The 17,468-nt window shown below is 69.9% G+C and carries 20 protein-coding genes and 1 pseudogene; 8 read left to right on the top strand and 13 right to left on the bottom strand.

Annotation, left to right across the window (positions count from 1 at the left end):
• Positions 1 to 29: 29 nt before the first annotated feature.
• From ACWEOE_RS16335 to ACWEOE_RS16375, 9 genes are all read right to left on the bottom strand, one after another.
• A complete protein-coding gene (locus tag ACWEOE_RS16335) occupies positions 30 to 323 on the bottom strand; it encodes a hypothetical protein (protein ID WP_452009347.1) in 294 nt (97 codons plus the stop codon).
• A 40-nt stretch (positions 324 to 363) separates the two neighbouring features.
• The gene (locus ACWEOE_RS16340) at positions 364 to 963 is read right to left on the bottom strand and encodes an endonuclease (RefSeq protein WP_452009350.1); all 600 of its coding nucleotides are present in this window, start codon (positions 961 to 963) and stop codon (positions 364 to 366) included.
• Positions 956 to 1,399 carry a hypothetical protein gene (locus ACWEOE_RS16345; RefSeq protein ID WP_452009353.1) on the bottom strand — a complete coding sequence of 148 codons (444 nt, stop codon included), beginning with the start codon at positions 1,397 to 1,399 and terminating at the stop codon, positions 956 to 958. The genes ACWEOE_RS16340 and ACWEOE_RS16345 overlap by 8 nt, the downstream gene beginning before the upstream one ends.
• A 71-nt stretch (positions 1,400 to 1,470) precedes the next feature.
• Positions 1,471 to 1,830, bottom strand: a complete 360-nt coding sequence (locus ACWEOE_RS16350; RefSeq protein ID WP_452009356.1) for a VOC family protein — start codon at positions 1,828 to 1,830, stop codon at positions 1,471 to 1,473.
• 81 nt (positions 1,831 to 1,911) lie between these two features.
• Complete coding sequence (locus ACWEOE_RS16355) at positions 1,912 to 2,244, bottom strand: plasmid stabilization protein (protein WP_452009359.1); 333 nt, start codon at positions 2,242 to 2,244, stop codon at positions 1,912 to 1,914.
• A 57-nt stretch (positions 2,245 to 2,301) separates the two neighbouring features.
• On the bottom strand, positions 2,302 to 2,592 hold the full coding sequence (locus tag ACWEOE_RS16360; RefSeq protein WP_452009362.1) for a hypothetical protein: 291 nt from the start codon (positions 2,590 to 2,592) through the stop codon (positions 2,302 to 2,304).
• A gap of 56 nt (positions 2,593 to 2,648) precedes the next feature.
• The gene (locus tag ACWEOE_RS16365) at positions 2,649 to 3,116 is read right to left on the bottom strand and encodes an SRPBCC family protein (protein WP_452009364.1); all 468 of its coding nucleotides are present in this window, start codon (positions 3,114 to 3,116) and stop codon (positions 2,649 to 2,651) included.
• A 105-nt stretch (positions 3,117 to 3,221) separates the two neighbouring features.
• Positions 3,222 to 4,049 (bottom strand): SCO6745 family protein, encoded by an 828-nt coding sequence (locus tag ACWEOE_RS16370; protein WP_452009366.1) that lies wholly within the window; start codon positions 4,047 to 4,049, stop codon positions 3,222 to 3,224.
• Positions 4,046 to 4,957, bottom strand: coding sequence for a helix-turn-helix domain-containing protein (locus ACWEOE_RS16375; protein WP_452009369.1), 912 nt, complete (start codon positions 4,955 to 4,957; stop codon positions 4,046 to 4,048). The genes ACWEOE_RS16370 and ACWEOE_RS16375 overlap by 4 nt, the downstream gene beginning before the upstream one ends.
• A gap of 153 nt (positions 4,958 to 5,110) precedes the next feature.
• Between ACWEOE_RS16375 and ACWEOE_RS16380 the strand changes: the two genes are divergently transcribed.
• Positions 5,111 to 6,046, top strand: coding sequence for an alpha/beta hydrolase (locus tag ACWEOE_RS16380; RefSeq protein WP_452009372.1), 936 nt, complete (start codon positions 5,111 to 5,113; stop codon positions 6,044 to 6,046).
• A 230-nt stretch (positions 6,047 to 6,276) separates the two neighbouring features.
• Here ACWEOE_RS16380 and ACWEOE_RS16385 read toward each other — a convergent pair whose 3' ends face one another.
• The gene (locus tag ACWEOE_RS16385; protein ID WP_452009374.1) at positions 6,277 to 6,795 is read right to left on the bottom strand and encodes an AAA family ATPase; all 519 of its coding nucleotides are present in this window, start codon (positions 6,793 to 6,795) and stop codon (positions 6,277 to 6,279) included.
• A gap of 499 nt (positions 6,796 to 7,294) precedes the next feature.
• A complete protein-coding gene (locus ACWEOE_RS16390) occupies positions 7,295 to 7,444 on the bottom strand; it encodes a hypothetical protein (protein WP_452009376.1) in 150 nt (49 codons plus the stop codon).
• 290 nt (positions 7,445 to 7,734) lie between these two features.
• Between ACWEOE_RS16390 and ACWEOE_RS16395 the strand changes: the two genes are divergently transcribed.
• From ACWEOE_RS16395 to ACWEOE_RS16405, 3 genes are all read left to right on the top strand, one after another.
• Positions 7,735 to 8,970 (top strand): sensor histidine kinase, encoded by a 1,236-nt coding sequence (locus ACWEOE_RS16395; RefSeq protein ID WP_452009379.1) that lies wholly within the window; start codon positions 7,735 to 7,737, stop codon positions 8,968 to 8,970.
• 21 nt (positions 8,971 to 8,991) lie between these two features.
• Positions 8,992 to 9,654, top strand: a complete 663-nt coding sequence (locus tag ACWEOE_RS16400) for a response regulator (protein WP_452009453.1) — start codon at positions 8,992 to 8,994, stop codon at positions 9,652 to 9,654.
• A gap of 201 nt (positions 9,655 to 9,855) precedes the next feature.
• On the top strand, positions 9,856 to 11,199 hold the full coding sequence (locus tag ACWEOE_RS16405; protein ID WP_452009381.1) for a glycosyltransferase 87 family protein: 1,344 nt from the start codon (positions 9,856 to 9,858) through the stop codon (positions 11,197 to 11,199).
• A 136-nt stretch (positions 11,200 to 11,335) separates the two neighbouring features.
• On the opposite strand, the pseudogene ACWEOE_RS16410 reads toward ACWEOE_RS16405, so the two are convergent.
• A pseudogene (locus ACWEOE_RS16410) lies at positions 11,336 to 11,745 on the bottom strand (transposase); the annotation flags it as partial.
• A 241-nt stretch (positions 11,746 to 11,986) separates the two neighbouring features.
• On the bottom strand, positions 11,987 to 12,280 hold the full coding sequence (locus ACWEOE_RS16415; RefSeq protein ID WP_452009384.1) for an SHOCT domain-containing protein: 294 nt from the start codon (positions 12,278 to 12,280) through the stop codon (positions 11,987 to 11,989).
• 264 nt (positions 12,281 to 12,544) lie between these two features.
• Between ACWEOE_RS16415 and ACWEOE_RS16420 the strand changes: the two genes are divergently transcribed.
• The 4 genes from ACWEOE_RS16420 to ACWEOE_RS16435 all read left to right on the top strand — a co-directional run bounded on the left by ACWEOE_RS16420 (position 12,545) and on the right by ACWEOE_RS16435 (position 16,939).
• Positions 12,545 to 12,934 (top strand): DUF6153 family protein, encoded by a 390-nt coding sequence (locus ACWEOE_RS16420; RefSeq protein ID WP_452009386.1) that lies wholly within the window; start codon positions 12,545 to 12,547, stop codon positions 12,932 to 12,934.
• Between the two features lie 69 nt (positions 12,935 to 13,003).
• Entirely contained in the window at positions 13,004 to 13,630 is a 627-nt protein-coding gene (locus tag ACWEOE_RS16425; protein WP_452009388.1) for a DUF305 domain-containing protein, read from the top strand.
• A 396-nt stretch (positions 13,631 to 14,026) separates the two neighbouring features.
• Positions 14,027 to 14,353 carry a DUF302 domain-containing protein gene (locus ACWEOE_RS16430; RefSeq protein WP_452009390.1) on the top strand — a complete coding sequence of 109 codons (327 nt, stop codon included), beginning with the start codon at positions 14,027 to 14,029 and terminating at the stop codon, positions 14,351 to 14,353.
• A 105-nt stretch (positions 14,354 to 14,458) separates the two neighbouring features.
• Positions 14,459 to 16,939, top strand: coding sequence for a heavy metal translocating P-type ATPase (locus tag ACWEOE_RS16435; RefSeq protein WP_452009393.1), 2,481 nt, complete (start codon positions 14,459 to 14,461; stop codon positions 16,937 to 16,939).
• Positions 16,940 to 17,468 lie beyond the last annotated feature (529 nt).

Below are 17,468 nucleotides of genomic sequence, written 5' to 3' on the forward strand. Positions count from 1 at the left end.
ATCCTGGCAGCGGCGTCCGTACGTTGTGGTCACGGGAGGTCTTCACGAGTCCGCGGCGGGTCGGGGTCGGCCTCTTCCAGGTTGCGCTGGGCGGCCTCGGTGGCATCGTCGGGGCGCTCCTCGGCCAGGCGCGCGGCCAGCGGACGCCGCTCGGCTTCCTCGCGCGGCGTTGTGCCGTACCTGTCCACGCCGCTCCACCGCTCGGGCGGATCCATGCCCGCCTCGAGCGGATCGGTCTGCAGCTCGTCCTCGTCGAGATCCTCGGCGGCGCTGAGGGCGGCCGCGTCGGTTTCGACGGCGTCGGGGCGGTCGGGTTCGCTCACAGGAACCTCCTTCGGTGTCGATGGAGTCCGGACGCGTGGGTCAGCGGGAGTCGACCTGCACGAGCGCGGCGGCGAGCCGGGCGAGGTCCGCACCCGCCACGAGCCCGGCGAGTTTCGCGGAGTCGGTCGGCAAGCCGGCCTTCCCAGCTCCTGACAGGGCCCGCTTGTCGAAGTACGGGCGCACCCACGGCCACACGGCCTGCACCTCCTGGCAGAAGATCTGCGCGCCGGTCGGCCCGATGCGCGGGAACTCGGTGAGCAGCTTCTCCAGCCGCGGTACGGATCCGTCGGCGGCGCGGGCGAGCTCGCGCAGGTCGTCGTGGTAGCGCTCCTGCAGCAGCTCCGCGCTCGTGAGCAGGTATCGCGCGGTGCTCTCGTCGTAGCGGGTGTAGTGGGCGCGCCCGAGCGCGTGGACGCGATCGAGCCACTCCGAGCCGCGCAGGGCCTTCGGGGTGCGCCACCCCGCGTGCCACAGCTCCTCGGCCGCCGCGACGGCGATGTCGCTGCCGATGCGCGCGGACAGCAGGGTGGTGAGCACCAGCAGCTGGTACAGCGGTTTCGGTTTGTCGGCCAGCGTGATGCCGGCCCGCTCGGCGTAGGTGGTGCCGTGCTCGGCGAGCAGTTCGTCGACCTCACTCATGCGTCCCCCCGCGAACTTGGCGCGACGGGGTCGCCACGGCGTTGATCGTGGCGGCCACGAGGTCGGGCTCGGCGACGGTCACCGTCAGCCCGGGGTGGCGCAGCAGCCCGAACGGCTCGATCCCCGCCACCGGCTCGTGGAAGCGGATGCAGACGCCTTGCCGGGTGCTCGTGCCGAGAGTCAGTCCCCGGTCGGCCAGGGACAGCCGCGCGCCGAGGGCGCGAAACGCGCTGAACGGCCCGGTGACCTCCGCGCTCGCGAGGTTGTGCAGCGGCGTGGCGACGAGCCAGGGCCCGAGACGCACCCGCAGCCCCTCGGTGTCGAGCGCGAGGCCGTCCCGGTCACGGCGAAGCCGGCGCAACCACGCGGGCAGCACGAAGCGGGCCCACATCCGGTGGTGGACGACGGTCGTGGTGCCGATTCCTGCCGACGGCATGGCGCCCCTCCTCGCTCAGTGGGCTGATCGTTGCGGTTACCCGGTGGCGCGCCGGGGAAACCGGCCGGCTGTCAGCGCCGGGGCAGCACGCAGAACTCGTTGTCCTCCGGGTCGGCGAGGATGATCCAGTGGTCGTCTTCCGGGTCGGCGAGGACCTTGGCGCCGAGGGTCACCAGACGTTCGACCTCGTCGCGCTGTTCGACGGTTTCGGGGGCGATGTCGAGGTGCAGCCGGTTCTTCACGGTCTTGCCCTCGGGCACGGGCTGGAACAGCAGCGACGGCCGCCCCGGTCCCTTGAGCTCGACGTAGGTGAGGCCGTGGTGGTCGGTCCAGCGTTCGGTGTCCGGGTAGCCCAGGGCCTCGCGCCAGAACTCGGCGAGGGCCTCGGCGTTGCGGCAGTCGACGGCGACGGCGATCAGCGCGCTGCTCACGAGCGGCTCCTTCGGCAGGCGAGAGTCCACAGAGGACAAGCCGATCCCGCCGACGGGCGCGTCGACGGGATCGGCTTGTGCTCAGCGGCCCAGCGCGTTCTGCAGTTCCTTTTTCGTCATGCTCGAACGGCCCTTGATGTTGCGTTGCCTGGCCTCGTTGTAGAGCTGTTCCTTGGTCGGGCCGCCCGGCCCGAGGCGCTTTCCACTGCGGTGCCCGCCGCGCTCCTGGGGGCTCTTGCCACGCAGCGAGGTCTTGCTGGCCGTTCGTGACTCACCGGCTCGGGCGCGGTTCTTGTTCACCGTCCGGGCGGCGATCTCCTCGGCTCGGGACTCACTGGCGCCGCGGTCTTCCTGCTGCGCCTTGATGTGTTTGTACTGACGTTCGCGCTTCGCGTTCCAGGCTTCCTGCGGCACGACTCCTCCTTCGCTCGTGACCTGCGGATACCCGTTGCGGCCGGGGCGAAACGACGATCACGAACCCGACTGGGGATCGGTGTCGTCGTGCGGGTCGCGGGACGTGCCCTGCTCGCCGCGGATGGTTTCACGCTCCTCTTCGGGCGTGTCGCCGTAGGCGTCGCGCCCGTCGCGCTTCTCGGGGTCGCTCATGGTCGAGTCCTCCTGCTGGTCCGCGGAGTCCGCTGTCCCGGAGCTCATCGGGTCGGGCCGGGAATCGCGCACCTCCTGGGCAGCGTCCTTGGCCTCGCTGATCGCGTGGCGTACTTCGTCGAGCTGCTCGTCCAGCTGTTTCTCGTCGGCTGTCATCGGTGGCTCCCTTCCCCCGGGCCGGATACCACCGGACGCCGGCGGCGAAACCGCGCTCAGCTCTGCGGCGGGGGCGCGACGTCGCCACGCCATTCGCCGGTCGTGCGGCCGTCGCGGTGTTCGATGAAGGTCTTGAACCGCTGCATGTCGGCTTTCACCCGCCGGTCGAGGATCCCGAGCTTGTCGGCGGCGTTCTCGGCGAAACCGTCGGGGTCGAGGTCCATCTGGGCGGTGACGCGCGTGGTCTTGTCGTCGAGCCGGTGGAACGTGATCACACCGGCGTGCGTCGGCCCGGAATCCGATGCCCACGCCACCCGCTCGTCCGGGTGCTGCTCGGTGATCGTCGCGTCGAACTCCCGCGTGACGCCGCCCAGCGCGATCTTCCAGTGCGTGTGCGTCGCGTCGACCTGCTTGACTTCCTCGACGCCTTCCATGAAGCGCGGGAACGACTCGAACTGCGTCCACTGCCCATACGCGGCGGACACCGGCGCGTGCACGTCGACGAACTCGGTGATGGTGCTCATGGCGAGAACTCCCTTCGTCGTGTTCGTTCTCCTGCCGCTTACCCGGCTGTGAGGGATCGAAACCGGTGACAACAACCCTTTTCGATCACCGTCGAAAGCGTGCGGTCAGTGCGAACCCGCGGCCACCAGCTTCGCGGTGATCGGTTCCAGCTCGGTGACCAGCTGGTCGAGCTCGGCGGGCGGCAGCGCCGCGTAGGGTGCGGCGGCGAGCTCGTCGGTGAGGTTTTCGATGCGCTGCTTGGTTTCGCATCCGGCGTCGGTGAAGCGGCCTTCGGCGTCCACGAGCCCGCGCTCGCGCAGCCCGGCCATGACCTCGGCCAGCCGCTCCTTCGGCAGGTGGTGGATGCGCCCGAACGACTCCGGCGGGTGGATGCCGTACTCCAGCGCGGACAGCACGTGGGCCTCCGTACCGCCGATGCCGGCGCAGAGAAGCGCGGCGACGTGGCCGTCGGAGCGGTGTTCGCGCAGCATGTTCGCCGAGTGCCACAGCCGGGCGACCGGGTCGCTCGGCACCGGGGTGGTGCGCAACCCGGCGTACATCACCCGTCCGGCCGTCGGCGCGCTCGTGGCGGCCTTGGTGGTCAGGTCCGCGGCGCGCACCAGGCCGGGGGAGCCGGCCAGGTCGGCACCGAGGATCCGCCGGAGGGCCGCCGCGCTGCCCCGCTCCCGGGCGGCGAACGAAGCCTCGGGCGGGATCGTCTCCCACGCACTCGGGATGTGCCGCGCGACCTCGCCCTCGGCGAAGCTGTAGAACGCCGCGTGCACGACCTCCGCCGGCACCCGTCCCAACGACGCGGCCCGGCTGGCGAAGTAGCCGTCCCAGTAGGTGCGGTGACCGAGCGTGGCCTGCTCCTCGTTGCTCTCGTCGGCGAGGTAGGTGACCAGGCAGATCGGCTCCAGGAGCTCGAACATGCGGCGAGCGGTGTGCGTCATGCCCCGGATGATGCCAGCGGTGAGCCCGCTGGTGGGGCGTGCTCGCCGGACCACTCGCTCATCGGTGCGACGGCGAGTGGTCGGCGTGCCAGGACAACAGGATGTCCAGGGCGTCGCGGGAAGGGGTGCCGGGCTCGGCGGTGAGGACCATGAGGCGCTGGCCGCAGCCGTCGGGGCTGAGCCAGGTGTCGCAGTCGAGGGTGAGATCGCCGACGAGGGGGGTGGCGGTAGTGCTTCGTGCCGAAACCCGCGCTGGTCACGCGGTGCTCGGCCCACCACGTGCGGAAGTCGGCGTCGCGCACGGAGAGTTCGCCGACCAGGCGCGCCAGGTCCGGGTCTTCGGCATCGGCGGCGGCTTCCATCCGCAGGGCGGACACGGCCACGCGCGCGTCGTGCTGCCAGTGGGGGTGCAGGGCGCGGAACGCGGGCTCGGTGAACATGAGGTGCACGTAGTTGCGCCGCGCGGGCGGGAGCCGGGCGAAGTCGACGTAGAGGGAGGTCGCCGCGGTGTTCCACGCGAGGATGTCCAAGCGTTTGCCGAGGACGAGGGCCGGGGTGCCGGTGAGCTGGTCGAGCAGGCGGCGCAGGGCCGGGCGCACGCGTTGGCCGCCGCGGCGCCGGCGCGGGCGGGCGTCGGCCTTGCCGGCGAGGTCGTAGAGGTAGGTCTGCTGGTCGTCGTCGAGGCGCAGCGCTTGGGCGAGCGTGGCCAGGACGGTCGCCGACGCCTGCACGCGGCCCTGCTCCAAGCGCGTGTAGTACTCGACGCTGATCGCCGCCAGGCGGGCGACCTCCGTGCGGCGCAGCCCCGCGACCTTGCGCCGGCCGGTGTCGGGCAGGCCGACGTCGCCGGGAGTCAGCTGGGCGCGGCGCGCCTTGAGGAAGTCGCCGAGCCGCGGCGGAGTGGTCATGTCCTCCATTCTGCGCATTCTGCGCCCGAATGGCCGCCGGCAAGAGGGCCAGGATCCTGGCCACCCTGAAACCGGTCTCTGGTGGCCGGCCGACGGCGGCCCGATCGTGGAGCCAGGCCCCGGTGAAAGGCCGGACCAGGAAAGGAATCTCCCGTGACCAGGATCGACGTCACCTTCGACAGCTCCGGCATCCGGATCGCCGGGCACCTGCACTCGCCCGACTCGGCCGACGGCCCGCGCCCGGCCGTGATCGTCGGCCACCCCGGCAGCGGGGTGAAGGAACAGGCCGCGGGCCGCTACGCCGCACGCCTGGCCGAACACGGCTTCGTGGCACTCGCGTTCGACGCCGCCCACCAGGGCGACAGCGGCGGCGAGCCACGCGGCCTGGAGGATCCCGCCCAGCGCGTCGAGGACTTCAAGGCGGCCGTGTCGTTCCTGACCACCCGGTCCGAAGTGGACGCTGCCCGCCTCGGCCACCTCGGCATCTGCGCGTCCGGCGGTTACGTGCTCGCGGCCACCGGCGCGGACTCCCGTGTGAAGGCCGTGGCCACCGTGAGCGCCGCCGACATCTCCCGCCAGTTCCGCTTCGGCGCCGACGGTTCACAGGATCCCGCGGTCTTCCAGGGAATGCTGGCCGCCGCCGCGCACGCCCGCACCGCGGCGGCCGCCGGCGAGAAGCCGGCGCCGCTGACGTTGTTCCCCGACACCGTCGAGCAGGCGCGCGCCCTCGGCCAGGAGCACGGCGCCGAGGGCTTCGAGTACTACCGCACCGCCCGCGGCCACCACCCGCGCTCGGCCGAGTTCTTCCACTGGACGAGCATCGACCGGTTCGCTTCGTTCGACACGTTCGTCGCCGTGCCCCTCATCGGCTCTCGCCCGCTGCTGATGATCGTGGGTTCGCACGCGGTCACCGCGTGGATGAGCATCGAGGCGTTCCAGAAGGCCACGGGTCCCAAGGAGCTGTACCACGTGGCGGGTGCGAGCCACGTCGATCTGTACGACAAGGAGGAGTACGTGGGGCCGGCTGTGGAGAAGCTCGCGGCTTTCTTCAGCGAGAGCCTCCGACGCGAGTGGGTGTCCGGTCGGTGAGTGCAGGCGTCGCGTTCAGCCGCGCGGGTCGGCGATCCACAGCGCGGCCAGGGCGCCCACGGCGACGACCGGAATCCAGATCGTGCCCGGGACGCTCGGCGACGCCCAGCAGGCGCGCGAGGGCGCCACGGAGCTGGCGAACTCGGGCCTTGCCGGTCACTCTCGCCGGCCCCCGTGCGTAGCGCCTGTTCTTCGCTCCACCTGTGTGGCTCTGTCCGCGACAGCCGACCTCAACTCTCGACGGCCCGCGCGACCCGCGCGGCGACCTCTACGGCGGTGAGGTGCGTGGTGTCGACGACTTCAGCCTCGGCGTGCAACCACGCCCGGGCTGCCTCGGCGTAGGGCTCCAGATACTTGAGGCGGAACGGGGACGGGATGGGGTGCTCGCCCACGATGCGCCCGCGCAGCGTCGCCTGGTCGGCGTGCAGGACGAAGTGCCGCACGGGAATGCCGTGCTGAGCGAGGCCCGTGCGGATCTCGCGCCAGTACTCCTCGACCAGGACGGTCATGGGGATCACCAGCGTGCCACCGGCGTAGTCCAGGACCCGAGCGGCCGTCTCGACGACCAACGGTCGCCACGGCGGCCAGTGCTGGAAGTTGTCGGTTTCGGGCAGCCCTGGGCTGATGTCCATGAGCGTCTCGCCGACCTTCTCGGCGTCGAACACCCGCGAATCAGGCAACAGCGGTTGCAGGAGAGCACTGGTCGTCGTCTTGCCGGCGCCATGGGTGCCGTTCAGCCAAACGATCACTCGCGACACAGTAGCGTGTCGGCTGGGGAATCGAGTGAACATCGACTCGCGGCATCGAACACGCTCGGCCGATGTCCTCCACCGTCTCCTCCGAAAGAAATGGGCACGCACGTTCTGCCGCTCTCCCGGCTAAGTTGGGGCGTGTGGTCAACGCACAAGACCGTCCACACACCGGTTGGCTACGACGGCGCCATCGCTTTGTGGCGACATGAAACTCAGCCTCACCACGCACCTGGTCCGGCTCGGCGCGAGGCAGTATCGCGTTGTCCAACCACGACCCATTACCCCGCACGCGACACTGCGGGATGCGCACACGTGCTTCCACCTGCGCGTGGACCAGGCAACAGCACGGCAGTTCGCCGGCCTCTGGGAACTGGCGGCCCGATCACCGCACTTGATCCTCCACTTGCCCCTTCGACGCAACGCTCTGGACGCCGAGTCGGACTGGCAAGCTGACCTGCCCGCGTTGGATTTGGTCCTCGTTCACCACTCCCAGCAACTACGGCCCTCGTCGTGGCCGCGGATCCGCCGAAGCCTCGGCCCGGGTCGCGCCCAGACCGTCGACGTGCCCGACGAAGCAGTGCAGGCCCGCTTCGATCAGGAGTATCCCCAGCTCCGGTACCGCGACAACCGGGATCGCTTCGTGCATCACCTGCAGTCCTGCGCACGGGCCTTCCGCGGGACGAAGAAGCAACCGTCGGACTCTGCAGCGTGTGCCGGGGAACCGAAACCCGCCACCGTGTCGGGGCCGCCCCGAAAGGCTCGAAGGTCCGGCACGTCATCGGGTTCTCCGCGGACGCAATCCTCGACCGCACGACTACCGTCGGTTTCGCCAGGGCCACCACCCCGATCTACCCGCTGGCCGACCTGGCCCGCCGAAACGGGCGCGGTGAGCGCGTTCACGGCGTGCAACTTCGGTGAGCCAGCTAGGCTGCGGCCATGCCGTTCGAGGGCAGGTCCATGTGGCCCGGGATGTGGAGGGCTCTGGCGGCCGCGGTGGTGCTCGGTGGTCGACCTCGGCACCGCGTGACGGCGTCGCGCGGGGTGATGGTGGCGCGGTTCATCGTGACGGCCGGCGTTGTGGCGTGGTGCCTCTTTGCGGCGGTGAGTTTCCCGCCGGCCAGGTGGGGTCCTACGCCTGTGCTGGGGCTGGCGATGGCGGCTGCTGCCGCCGTCCCGGTTGTGGTGTCGGAGGTCAGTCCGTTGTGGGCCTGGCGCGGTGTGATCGTGTTGGCGGCGGTTTCGCCGTGGGTGTATCCCGACCTGGCCCTCCAGTGGGGCTGGGCCTGGACGCCGAGTTTGGGTGGGGCGGCGTTGGTGGTGCTGTACCGGGTCGGTGTCAGCTGTCGCGGCGCCGTGGTGGGCTGGGTGTTCGCGTTGAGCGCGGTGGTGGCGGTGGTGCTGCCGGTCCAGGCGTTGCATCACGCCGTGGTCATGACGGGTGGTATCGCAGCCGCATTGGCGTCGGGGCACGTCGTGGGGCTGTGGCGTCGTGCCGAGCGCGAGCGCGCCGAGCAGCAACGTCGCCGCGCCCAGCAGGAGAAACGGGCCGCCACGCTCGCCGAACGCAACGCCATCGCCCGGGAGTTGCACGACGTGGTCGCCCATCACATGTCGGTGCTGGCGTTGCGCTGCGATTCCGCGCGCTACCGGTTCCCGGAATTGTCCAAGGAATTGTGCGAGGAATTCGCCGCGCTGCACACCACGGCCCGCGACGGCCTTGCCGAGATGCGACGGCTGTTGCGGGTTCTCCGCTCCACCACGGATGAAGTGGAAATCGAGCCGCAACCCACGGCCAACGAGATCACGGCGATGGTGGAGCGGATCCGTGACAGTGGTATCGAGGTCGTGTTCCGTCAGGATGGCGATCTCGAAGGGGCGCCCGCGGGGGTAGCGTTGTCGGTGTACCGGATCTTGCAGGAGGCGTTGAGCAACGCCGTGCGCCACGCACCCGGCTCCGCAGTGTCGGTGGAGATCACCGACGCCGAGGTGGGGCTGCGGCTGGTGGTGTGCAACGAGATCACGGCCAAGGTACGGGACGACGGCGCCGGGGCCGGGCATGGACTGGTGGGGATGCGGGAACGGGCCGTGATGCTGGGCGGCACACTGGAGGCCGGGCCGGATGCGACCGGGAGATTCGTGGTCACCGCGAGTCTGCCGATCGAGAAGGGGTGAGGGGTCATCGCTGCCGAGTCGCTGCGGGTGCTGATAGTCGATGACCAGACCATGGTGCGGCAGAGTTTCCGAGCTGTCCTCTCGGCGCAATCCGATATGACGGTCGTCGGCGAGGCCGCGGACGGCGCGCAGGCCGTCGCCATCTGCGCCGAGCTCGCGCCTGATGTGGTGCTGATGGACGTACGGATGCCGGGTATGGACGGTTTGGAAGCCACCCGTCGCATCCTTGACGGCGCTGGGGACCGCCCGCGAGTGCTGATGTTGACCACGTTCGACGTCGACGAGTACGTCTACGCCGCCTTGCGCGCAGGGGCCAGTGGCTTTCTGCTCAAGGACGCTCCGGTGGACGACATGATCAACGCGGTTCGCCTGGTGGCCGGCGGGAACGCCCTGTTCGCTCCGACGGTCACCCGCCGGCTCGTCGCCGAGATCGCCGCGCAAGGCCCAGGAAGCCAACCCCTACCCGGGTTGGGGCGCGTGGATCAGCTCACCGGCCGGGAGACCGAGGTGCTGCGATTGGTCGCCCAGGGCCTGTCCAACGCCGAGATCGCGCAACGCCTGGTCATCGTCGAGCAGACCGCGAAGTCCCACGTCAGCCGTGTGCTCACCAAGCTCGGCGCGCGGGACCGCGCCCAAGCCGTTGTCATCGCCTACGAGTGCGGACTCGTCTCACCTCACCGGTGACCCGCCACAGCGGAACAGAGTGTTGCCTCTGCTCTGCTCAACCCTGAACAGCTGCTCAACCCTGAACAGCTGCTCGACCCTGAACAACGGGCGGGTACGACTGCCGTACCGGCCCGCGCGGTCACCACTACGCGGGTAGCACTCCAAGACGCCACTGTGAGGCGACGACCACCTCTGCAGCTCTGGCTAGGTTCGGCCAGCATGACCACGACGCACCGCACGACAGCCGGGAACACTCACGCGGTGAGATATGCGCCGCTGGCGCTCGCCGGGGCGCTGGCGGCGATGTCGGTAGCGTCGTGGGTGATGGGCCGGCCGCTGGGGATCGACGTGTCGGTGTACCGGGCAGGCGCTCTCGCGGTCGTCCACGGTGACCCGCTGTACGGGTGGTTGCCGCTACCGGAGTGGTCGCCGGAGCCGCTGCCGTTCCTCTACCCGCCGTTCGCGGCGCTGCTGCTCCTGCCGTTGGCCGCGTTGCCCGTCCAGCTCGCGTGGGGGTGTATGGCGGTGGCCTCCGCGTTCGCCCTCTCGAGGGTGCTGCGGTTGATCACCAACGCCCGGATGGCGCCATCCGGGTTCGCAGTGCTGTTGGTCGCGGTGCTGTGCCTGCAACCGGTCTGGCGCACTCTGGGACTGGGCCAGGTGAACATCGTGTTGATGGCTCTGGTCACCGTCGACGTGCTCGCCCTGCGTGGCTCGCGCGCGGGAGGCGTGCTGATCGGGTTGGCCGCGGCCGTGAAGCTCACCCCGTTGTTCTTCATCCTGCATCTGCTGGTCACCGGCCGGGTACGCGAAGCGCTCCGGGCAGTGTCGGTGTTCGCGGCTGCCACCGCGGTGGGCGCGGCGGTATTGCCAGGTGATTCATTTCGGTACTGGACATCCCAGCTGTTCGGCGGCTTCGTCACCGGACACCAGGTGTGGGCCGGCAACCAGTCCCTCGCCGGGCTCGCCCACCGCCTGGTTCCCAGCGGGGCCGCCGGGCTCGTCCACGTGGGTCTGGCCGTGTTGTGCACCGGCGTCGCACTCGGATTGGCGCGATACGTGGCCCGATACGGCGACCACCGGGCGGCCCTCCTGGTCTCGGCCACCTGCGCGCTCCTGATCAGCCCGATCTCCTGGACCGAGCATTGGGTGTGGGCCGCACCCGCTGTGGCCTACCTAGCGGCGTGCACCGACCTGCCGCATCGCATCCGCGCGACCGGGCTGCTCACCGTCGTGGGCGTGTTCACCGGCTGGTTCATCTACGTCGTCCCCAACGGTCAGAGACGCGAACTCACCTGGAACCTCAGCCAGCTCGCAGTAGGTGATGCATACGTGCTCGCGGGTATCGCCGTCATCGCACTCGTCGTTGCCGCCTCGCGGCAGCCGCTGCACCACTGTTGTCCAAGCACCTATGGCTTCCGACAGACCGTCGAGTTCAGGGCCGCGAGCGGCCCCTCCGCCCCTGAGGCGCACGCGCCGTGGCTACTCCCGGCCTGGTTTCACCCGCCCAGGCGGTCGCGACGTCCCCCGCGACATCGCGGTCACCGAAGCCGATCGAGCTGACCGCACAGCCACCAGCGTGGCGCTGGGGTCTATCCCGTGATCGGTGTTTCCGGCGGTTTGGTCAGTAGGTTTCGGCTCCCGGCCGGCGGTCACCGAACGTGATGGCGAACGCGTTGATGACTGGTTTCCACCGCGACACCGCCACACACACCGAGTCGAGCGGCCGGTTGGCCCAGTCCTGCATCTGCGCGATCACCTTGTCGGTGCTTCGCGAGATCGCTCCTTGCTCACCGACGCCCCGCAGATTTCGCCCAAGTGCGCGGAGATGTCCCCGGTGGTCATCCCTTTCGCGTACCACGACAGCACGATCTGATCTACATCCGTGATTCGGCGCTGCCGCTTCTTCACGATCTGGGGTTCGAACGTGCTTTCCCGATCCCGCGGCACCTCGATCCGCACTTCACCGGCGGCGTCCGAGACGACGGTCTTCGACCGGGCACCGTTCCGCACGTTGGTCGAGTCCCGGGCCGGATCTGCTTGATTCTCCTCATGCCCGAGGTGCTCTGTCATTTCCTCGTTCAGCGCCGTTTCCAGCACGTTCTTGGTGAACAGTCATCACTCACAGTGTCCATCCCGTCGGACCTCAGTCCGGCGTGTCGGGCCGGAAACACCGATCTCGGAACAGCCCCACTCGCGATGGTCGCGGCCGGTGGGATCGGAGGTCACGCGCTCCGGTCGCGGCCAGCCTGCGCGCCGGCGCCGTGACGTGTCGCGCCGTGCGGACCGTGCGCAGGGCATGCCGGGGGTCCTGGCGCAGCCGTACGGCTGGTGCGCCTGGCGACCGAGTTCAGCCGGAGGGCGTGGAATGGTGGAGCTGGTGCAGGGTACCGAGGTCGTGCCGATAGGTCTGCTCGTCGATCTCGCCGCGGGCGAACCGTTCGGCCAGTAGCTGTTCGGGGACAGGCGGTGGGATTTCGCGGTCGCGGGTCGCAGGCCGGCGGCTGAGAGCGCGGACGAGGGCCACGATCGCGACGATGACCAGGGCCCAGAACACCAGGTTGCCGATGGTCATGAGTGCGATGCCCCAGCCGCTCATGCCGTTGCCGTACCAGTACATCTTGGTGATCCCTTGTTCGTTCATGGCGGGACCGCATGGTTCGCGGCCCCGTCTGCTCCACGGAGCCGCGGCTCGGTTTGATCCGGCTCGTCGGCATCCCGTAGTGGGTACATCGCCATCGTGCCTGCCTGGGTATCGCGGTTCGATGGGCCAACGTCGCGCAGCGGCAGGTACAAAGTCCTCGTCGTCTGCGGTGAGCCGGACCTACTGTGCCCGTTGGGGAAGGGTCGCTGTGCCGGGTGTCGCCTCGTGCCGGTTGCGACGCCGTCAGCGGCTACTGTGGAGGTTATGGACACCACCCGTCGCCCGCTGCTGGTGCGCTGGCTGCTGATCGGGGTGGTGGCCCTCGGCGTGGTGCTGATGCATCATGCGCCGGCTCCGCATGAGGGTGCCCACCACAGCACGGCCGCGATGACGGTGCTGCAGGTGCACGCTGAGCCTGCGGCTGAGCCGATGCCGGATGAGGGCGGCATGGGCGCGATGCTGCACGAGTGCCTGGCGATTCTCGGGCAGGTGTTGGGTTCGGCGGTGCTGGTGTTGCTGGCGATCGCCGGGTGGCTGCAGTGGGTGCGGGCGCGGTGGTTGCTGGTGCCGGAGGCTGCGGCGCGCGGCCCGGACAGAGCACCCGGTGTGGGGGGTCGGTCGGTTCTTTCTTTGGTGTGTGTGTTGCGGCGGTGACAGGCGCGCGCCTTGGTGCGCCCGCTTTCACCTGTCATTGGCAACTTTCACCGAGAAGGATTTTTGAGCGTGTACAAAACAATTGTGGGTACCGGTATGGCCGTGCTGGCCGCCGGGCTGCTGCTGGCCGGCTGCGGTAGCGGCGACAACACCGGCCACCCGGGCATGACCGTGGGCACCAGCCCGAGGGCGTCCTCGTCGGCGCCTGCGGCGCACAACGACGCCGACGTGGCCTTCGCCCAGCAGATGATCCCGCATCACCGGCAGGCGGTGGCGATGGCGGCGATGGCCGTCTCGCAGGCCTCCAGCCCGCAGGTCAAGGACCTGGCGGGCCGGATCCAGCAGGCCCAGGACCCGGAGATCCAGCTGATGACGTCCTGGCTGACGCAGTGGGGTGCGGCTGCGTCGGGGTCGATGCCGGGGATGGACCACGGCTCGATGCCGGCGTCGTCGATGCCGGCCATGCCCGGGATGATGAGCGACGCGTACATGCAGAAGCTGCAGCAGGCTAGCGGCGCCGCGTTCGATCGGATGTTCCTGCAGATGATGGTGACCCATCACCAGGGCGCGGTGGCGATGGGGAAGACGGAACTGGCGAGCGGTTCGAGCCCGGATGCCAAGGCGCTGGCGCAGCGCATCATCGACTCGCAGACCGCCGAGATCGCCCAGATGCAGCAGATGCTGGGCCAGTCCTGACACCCCCGGTGAGGGCAGCCACCACTCGGCTGTCCTCACCGGTCGCTCGTCGAACGCGCGCCGGACACGCGCCGACATGCAGGACGACAAGCACACGGTTCACCAACCAAATCCCCTGGTGCCAGGTACCCCTGTGGGGTATAAACGTGGATGCCCGGCCATGAGGTCGGGCGGTGAAGGCCGGGCAGGCGCCGATGCGGTGCGCGAAGCCGGGTACGAGCTTGGCCGGCTGAGTGCCGCGGCTGCGCCGGGCAGTCGGTGCCGCACCACGTTTGCGACCCGCCGGACGAACCGGCCGGCGCAGACCATCCGGCGGATGCTTGCCGCACCGATTTCCGTGGTCGCGGCCGTCCTCGCTCCAGCCGCGCCGCGTGACCTGCCACGGAAGGAGAGGCCATGAAGTACGACTTGAGTATCACCGTCAACTTGCGCTGCAGGAAGGCCGTCGGCGCCGTGCGCGCGGCCCTGGAGGAGCAAGGCTCCGGCGTGCTGACGGAGATCGACGTCAAGGCGACGATGCACGAGAAGCTCGACGTCGACATGGAGCCCTACGTCATCCTCGGCGCGTGCAACCCGCCGCTGGCGCACCGCGCGCTGGGGACTGACCGGATGATCGGTCTGCTGCTGCCGTCCAATGTCGTGGTCCGCGCGGACGGGGACGAACGCAGCCTGGTCCAACCCCTGGACCGGGCCGGCGCATCCGAGCAGCCTTGGGAACGCTGACCGGGTCCTGACCGCCGACACCGTCGTCGGTCGCAAGACCTTGCGGACGCCGCCGGTGCGCCGCTGAAAACATCCCAGGCTTCGAACGCGAAGAAGGTGGCAGTGATGCGTGACCACATCGGCCACACCGGCCGCGGCGCGGACACCGCGACGGTGGTCCTGGACGTCCGAGGACTGCTGCGAGCGTCGGAACAGGGCGTGGTCGACGCCCGGTTGCGGCGGCAACAGGGCGTGGCGGATGTCGAGGTCAACCCGGTCGCCCAGGCCGCGACGGTGACGTTCGATCCCGCCCGTACATCGGTGGCGACCTTGCGGCAATGGGTGCTCGAGTGCGGCTACCACTGCGCCGGGCAGTCGGTGCCGAACCACGTGTGCGACCCGCTGGACGAACCGGCCGGCCGCGACGGTGCGGAGGCAGCTGCCGAGCACGCCCACGCCGCGCCGCCGCAGCCCTCGCCGCATGAGGCGATGGGGCACGGCGGGCATGGCGGGGTGTCGATGGACTCGATGGTCGCGGACATGCGCAACCGGTTCCTGGTCGCTTTGGTGTTCTCGATTCCGATCCTGCTGTGGTCGCCGATCGGGTCGGCGGTGTTTGGGCTTCAGCTGCCGGTGCCGTTCGCGTGGCGCGAAGATGCGTGGACGCTGCTGCTGAGCTTGCCGGTGATCGGCTACTCCTGCTGGATCTTCTTCGCCGGCGCAGTGCGGGCGCTGCGGGGCCGGACGCTGGACATGATGGTGCTCGTCGCTGTGGCGGTGAGCACGGGCTGGCTGTATTCGCTGGTCGTGACCCTGACCGGCGGCGGCGAAGTCTTCTACGAAGCGGCCACTGTTTTGGCCACGTTCGTGCTGCTCGGGCACTGGTTCGAGATGCGCGCCCGCGGCGGGGCCAACGACGCCATCCGCGCCCTGCTGGACCTCGCGCCACCGAAGGCGGTCGTGCTGCGCGACGGGGCGGAGATCGAGATCCCCACCGCCGAGGTGGTGGCCGGTGACCTGCTACTCGTGCGACCCGGGGCCAAGATCGCCGTCGACGGACTCGTCGAGCACGGCGCGAGCGAGGTGGACGAGTCGATGGTCACCGGGGAGAGCCTGCCCGCCCACAAGGCCCCGGGCAGCACGGTGATCGGGGCGACCATCAACGCCAACGGCACCCTGCGGGTGCGCGCCACCAAGGTCGGTGCCGACACCGCGCTGGCCCAGATCGTCGCCCTCGTGCAGGAGGCGCAGAACTCGAAAGCCCCGGGCCAGCGGCTGGCCGACCGGGCGGCGTTCTGGCTGGTGTTCGTCGCCTTGCTCGGCGGGGCCGCGACGCTGGCGGTCTGGCTGGCCACCGGCAGCGCGTTCTCGGTGGCGATCCTGTTCGCCATCACCGTCGTGGTGATCACCTGCCCGGACGCGCTCGGCCTGGCCACCCCGACTGCGATCATGGTCGGGACCGGCCTGGGCGCCAAGCGGGGCGTGCTGGTCAAAAACGCGATGGCGCTGGAAATCTCGGCCCGGATCGACGTGGTGGTCATGGACAAGACCGGCACCCTGACCCAGGGCATCCCCGAGGTCACCGACGTGCTGATCGCCGCCTACGGCTCCGCCGGCGACGAGCGGGAGCTGCTGCGGCTGGTGGCCGCGGTCGAGCGCGAATCCGAGCATCCGCTGGGCGAGGCGATCGTGCGTGAGGCCGAGCGCCGCGGCATCGAGGCCGCCGGCGCGGCCGGGTTCGAGAACGTGCCCGGCCACGGCGCGATCGCGCAGGTCGACGGGCATCGGGTGGTGGTCGGCAGCCGGCGCCTGCTCGATCGTGAAGGCATCGAGCTGGGCGAAGTGGACCAGCGCCGGGCGGAGCTGGCCGCGACCGGGCGCACCGCGGTGCTGGCTGCCATCGACGGTGTCGCAGCCGGGGTGGTCGGTGTCGCCGACGCACCCCGCGCCACCTCGGCCGCGGCCGTGGCCGAACTGCACGCACTCGGGGTCGAGGTCGTGATGCTCACCGGCGACAACGAGGCCACCGCCGAACGGATCGCCCACCAGCTCGGGATCGACACCGTGATCGCCGAGGTCCTGCCCGGTGACAAAGCCGCCACGATCGCCCGGCTACAGGCGGCCGGGCGCCGGGTCGCGATGGTCGGCGACGGCGTCAACGACGCCCCCGCCCTGGCCCAGGCCGACCTCGGCATCGCCATCGGCGCGGGCACCGACGTCGCGATCGACACCGCCGACGTCGTGCTCATGCGCTCCGACCCGCTCGACGTGCCCACCGCCCTGCGTATCGGCCGGGGCACGCTGCGCAAGATGCGCCAGAACCTCGGCTGGGCCATCGGCTACAACGCGATCGCCCTGCCCATCGCCGCCGGCGTGTTCGACCCCGCCTTCGGCCTCGTGCTCCGCCCGGAAATCGCCGCACTGACCATGTCCGGCTCCAGCCTCATCGTCGCCGTCAACGCCCTGACCCTCAAAGGACTCCGACTACCGCGCGCGGACACGGCCAGGGCCGCGGGGCACCTGGAGCCGGCCTTCGCCGCACGGAAGTCCTCAGTGGACAGCGAACGCGCTCACAGCGCGGGAGCTGGCCGCCGCCGTAGCCGCTGATGACAACTGCCGTGCACGGCAAGTGACAACCAGCGTGCACAGCACCATCGAAACATCGACGTCACAAGCCAGTCGGTGTCAACAGCCGCGCGCCGGCACACAGCCCGCCGGGTTCTCGCATATCGAGGTCGCCCCCGGTCGGCCGACTACGCGCGACAGAAGGTTTCTGTACCTGTTGCTGCCCCAGCCCGTGGGCGAGGCTGCGCTGCTCGGGTGACCGAGGCTGCGGGTCGGTTCCGATGCCTCGTCGTCGGCCGCGGTTTGGGTTCGCGTGCCTCGGCCTGACGCAGGTTTACCCGTATGGGGCCCGCTTGGCTGGTCCGCAAGTGGTCCACGCTTGCTCGTCCTGTGGATCAGCAACGCAAGCTGTTCGTGATCAATGAACAGGGCCCTTGAGCAGCGCTTTCGCTGTTCAAGGGCCCTGCTTTTCGTCCGGTCGGGCTGACAGGATTTGAACCTGCGACCCCTTGACCCCCAGGACGTGGGAGTTGGGGTATTCGCAGCTCAGGGTGCGTGCGGGTGATCAACT

The organism is Amycolatopsis sp. NPDC004368 (assembly GCF_053602515.1).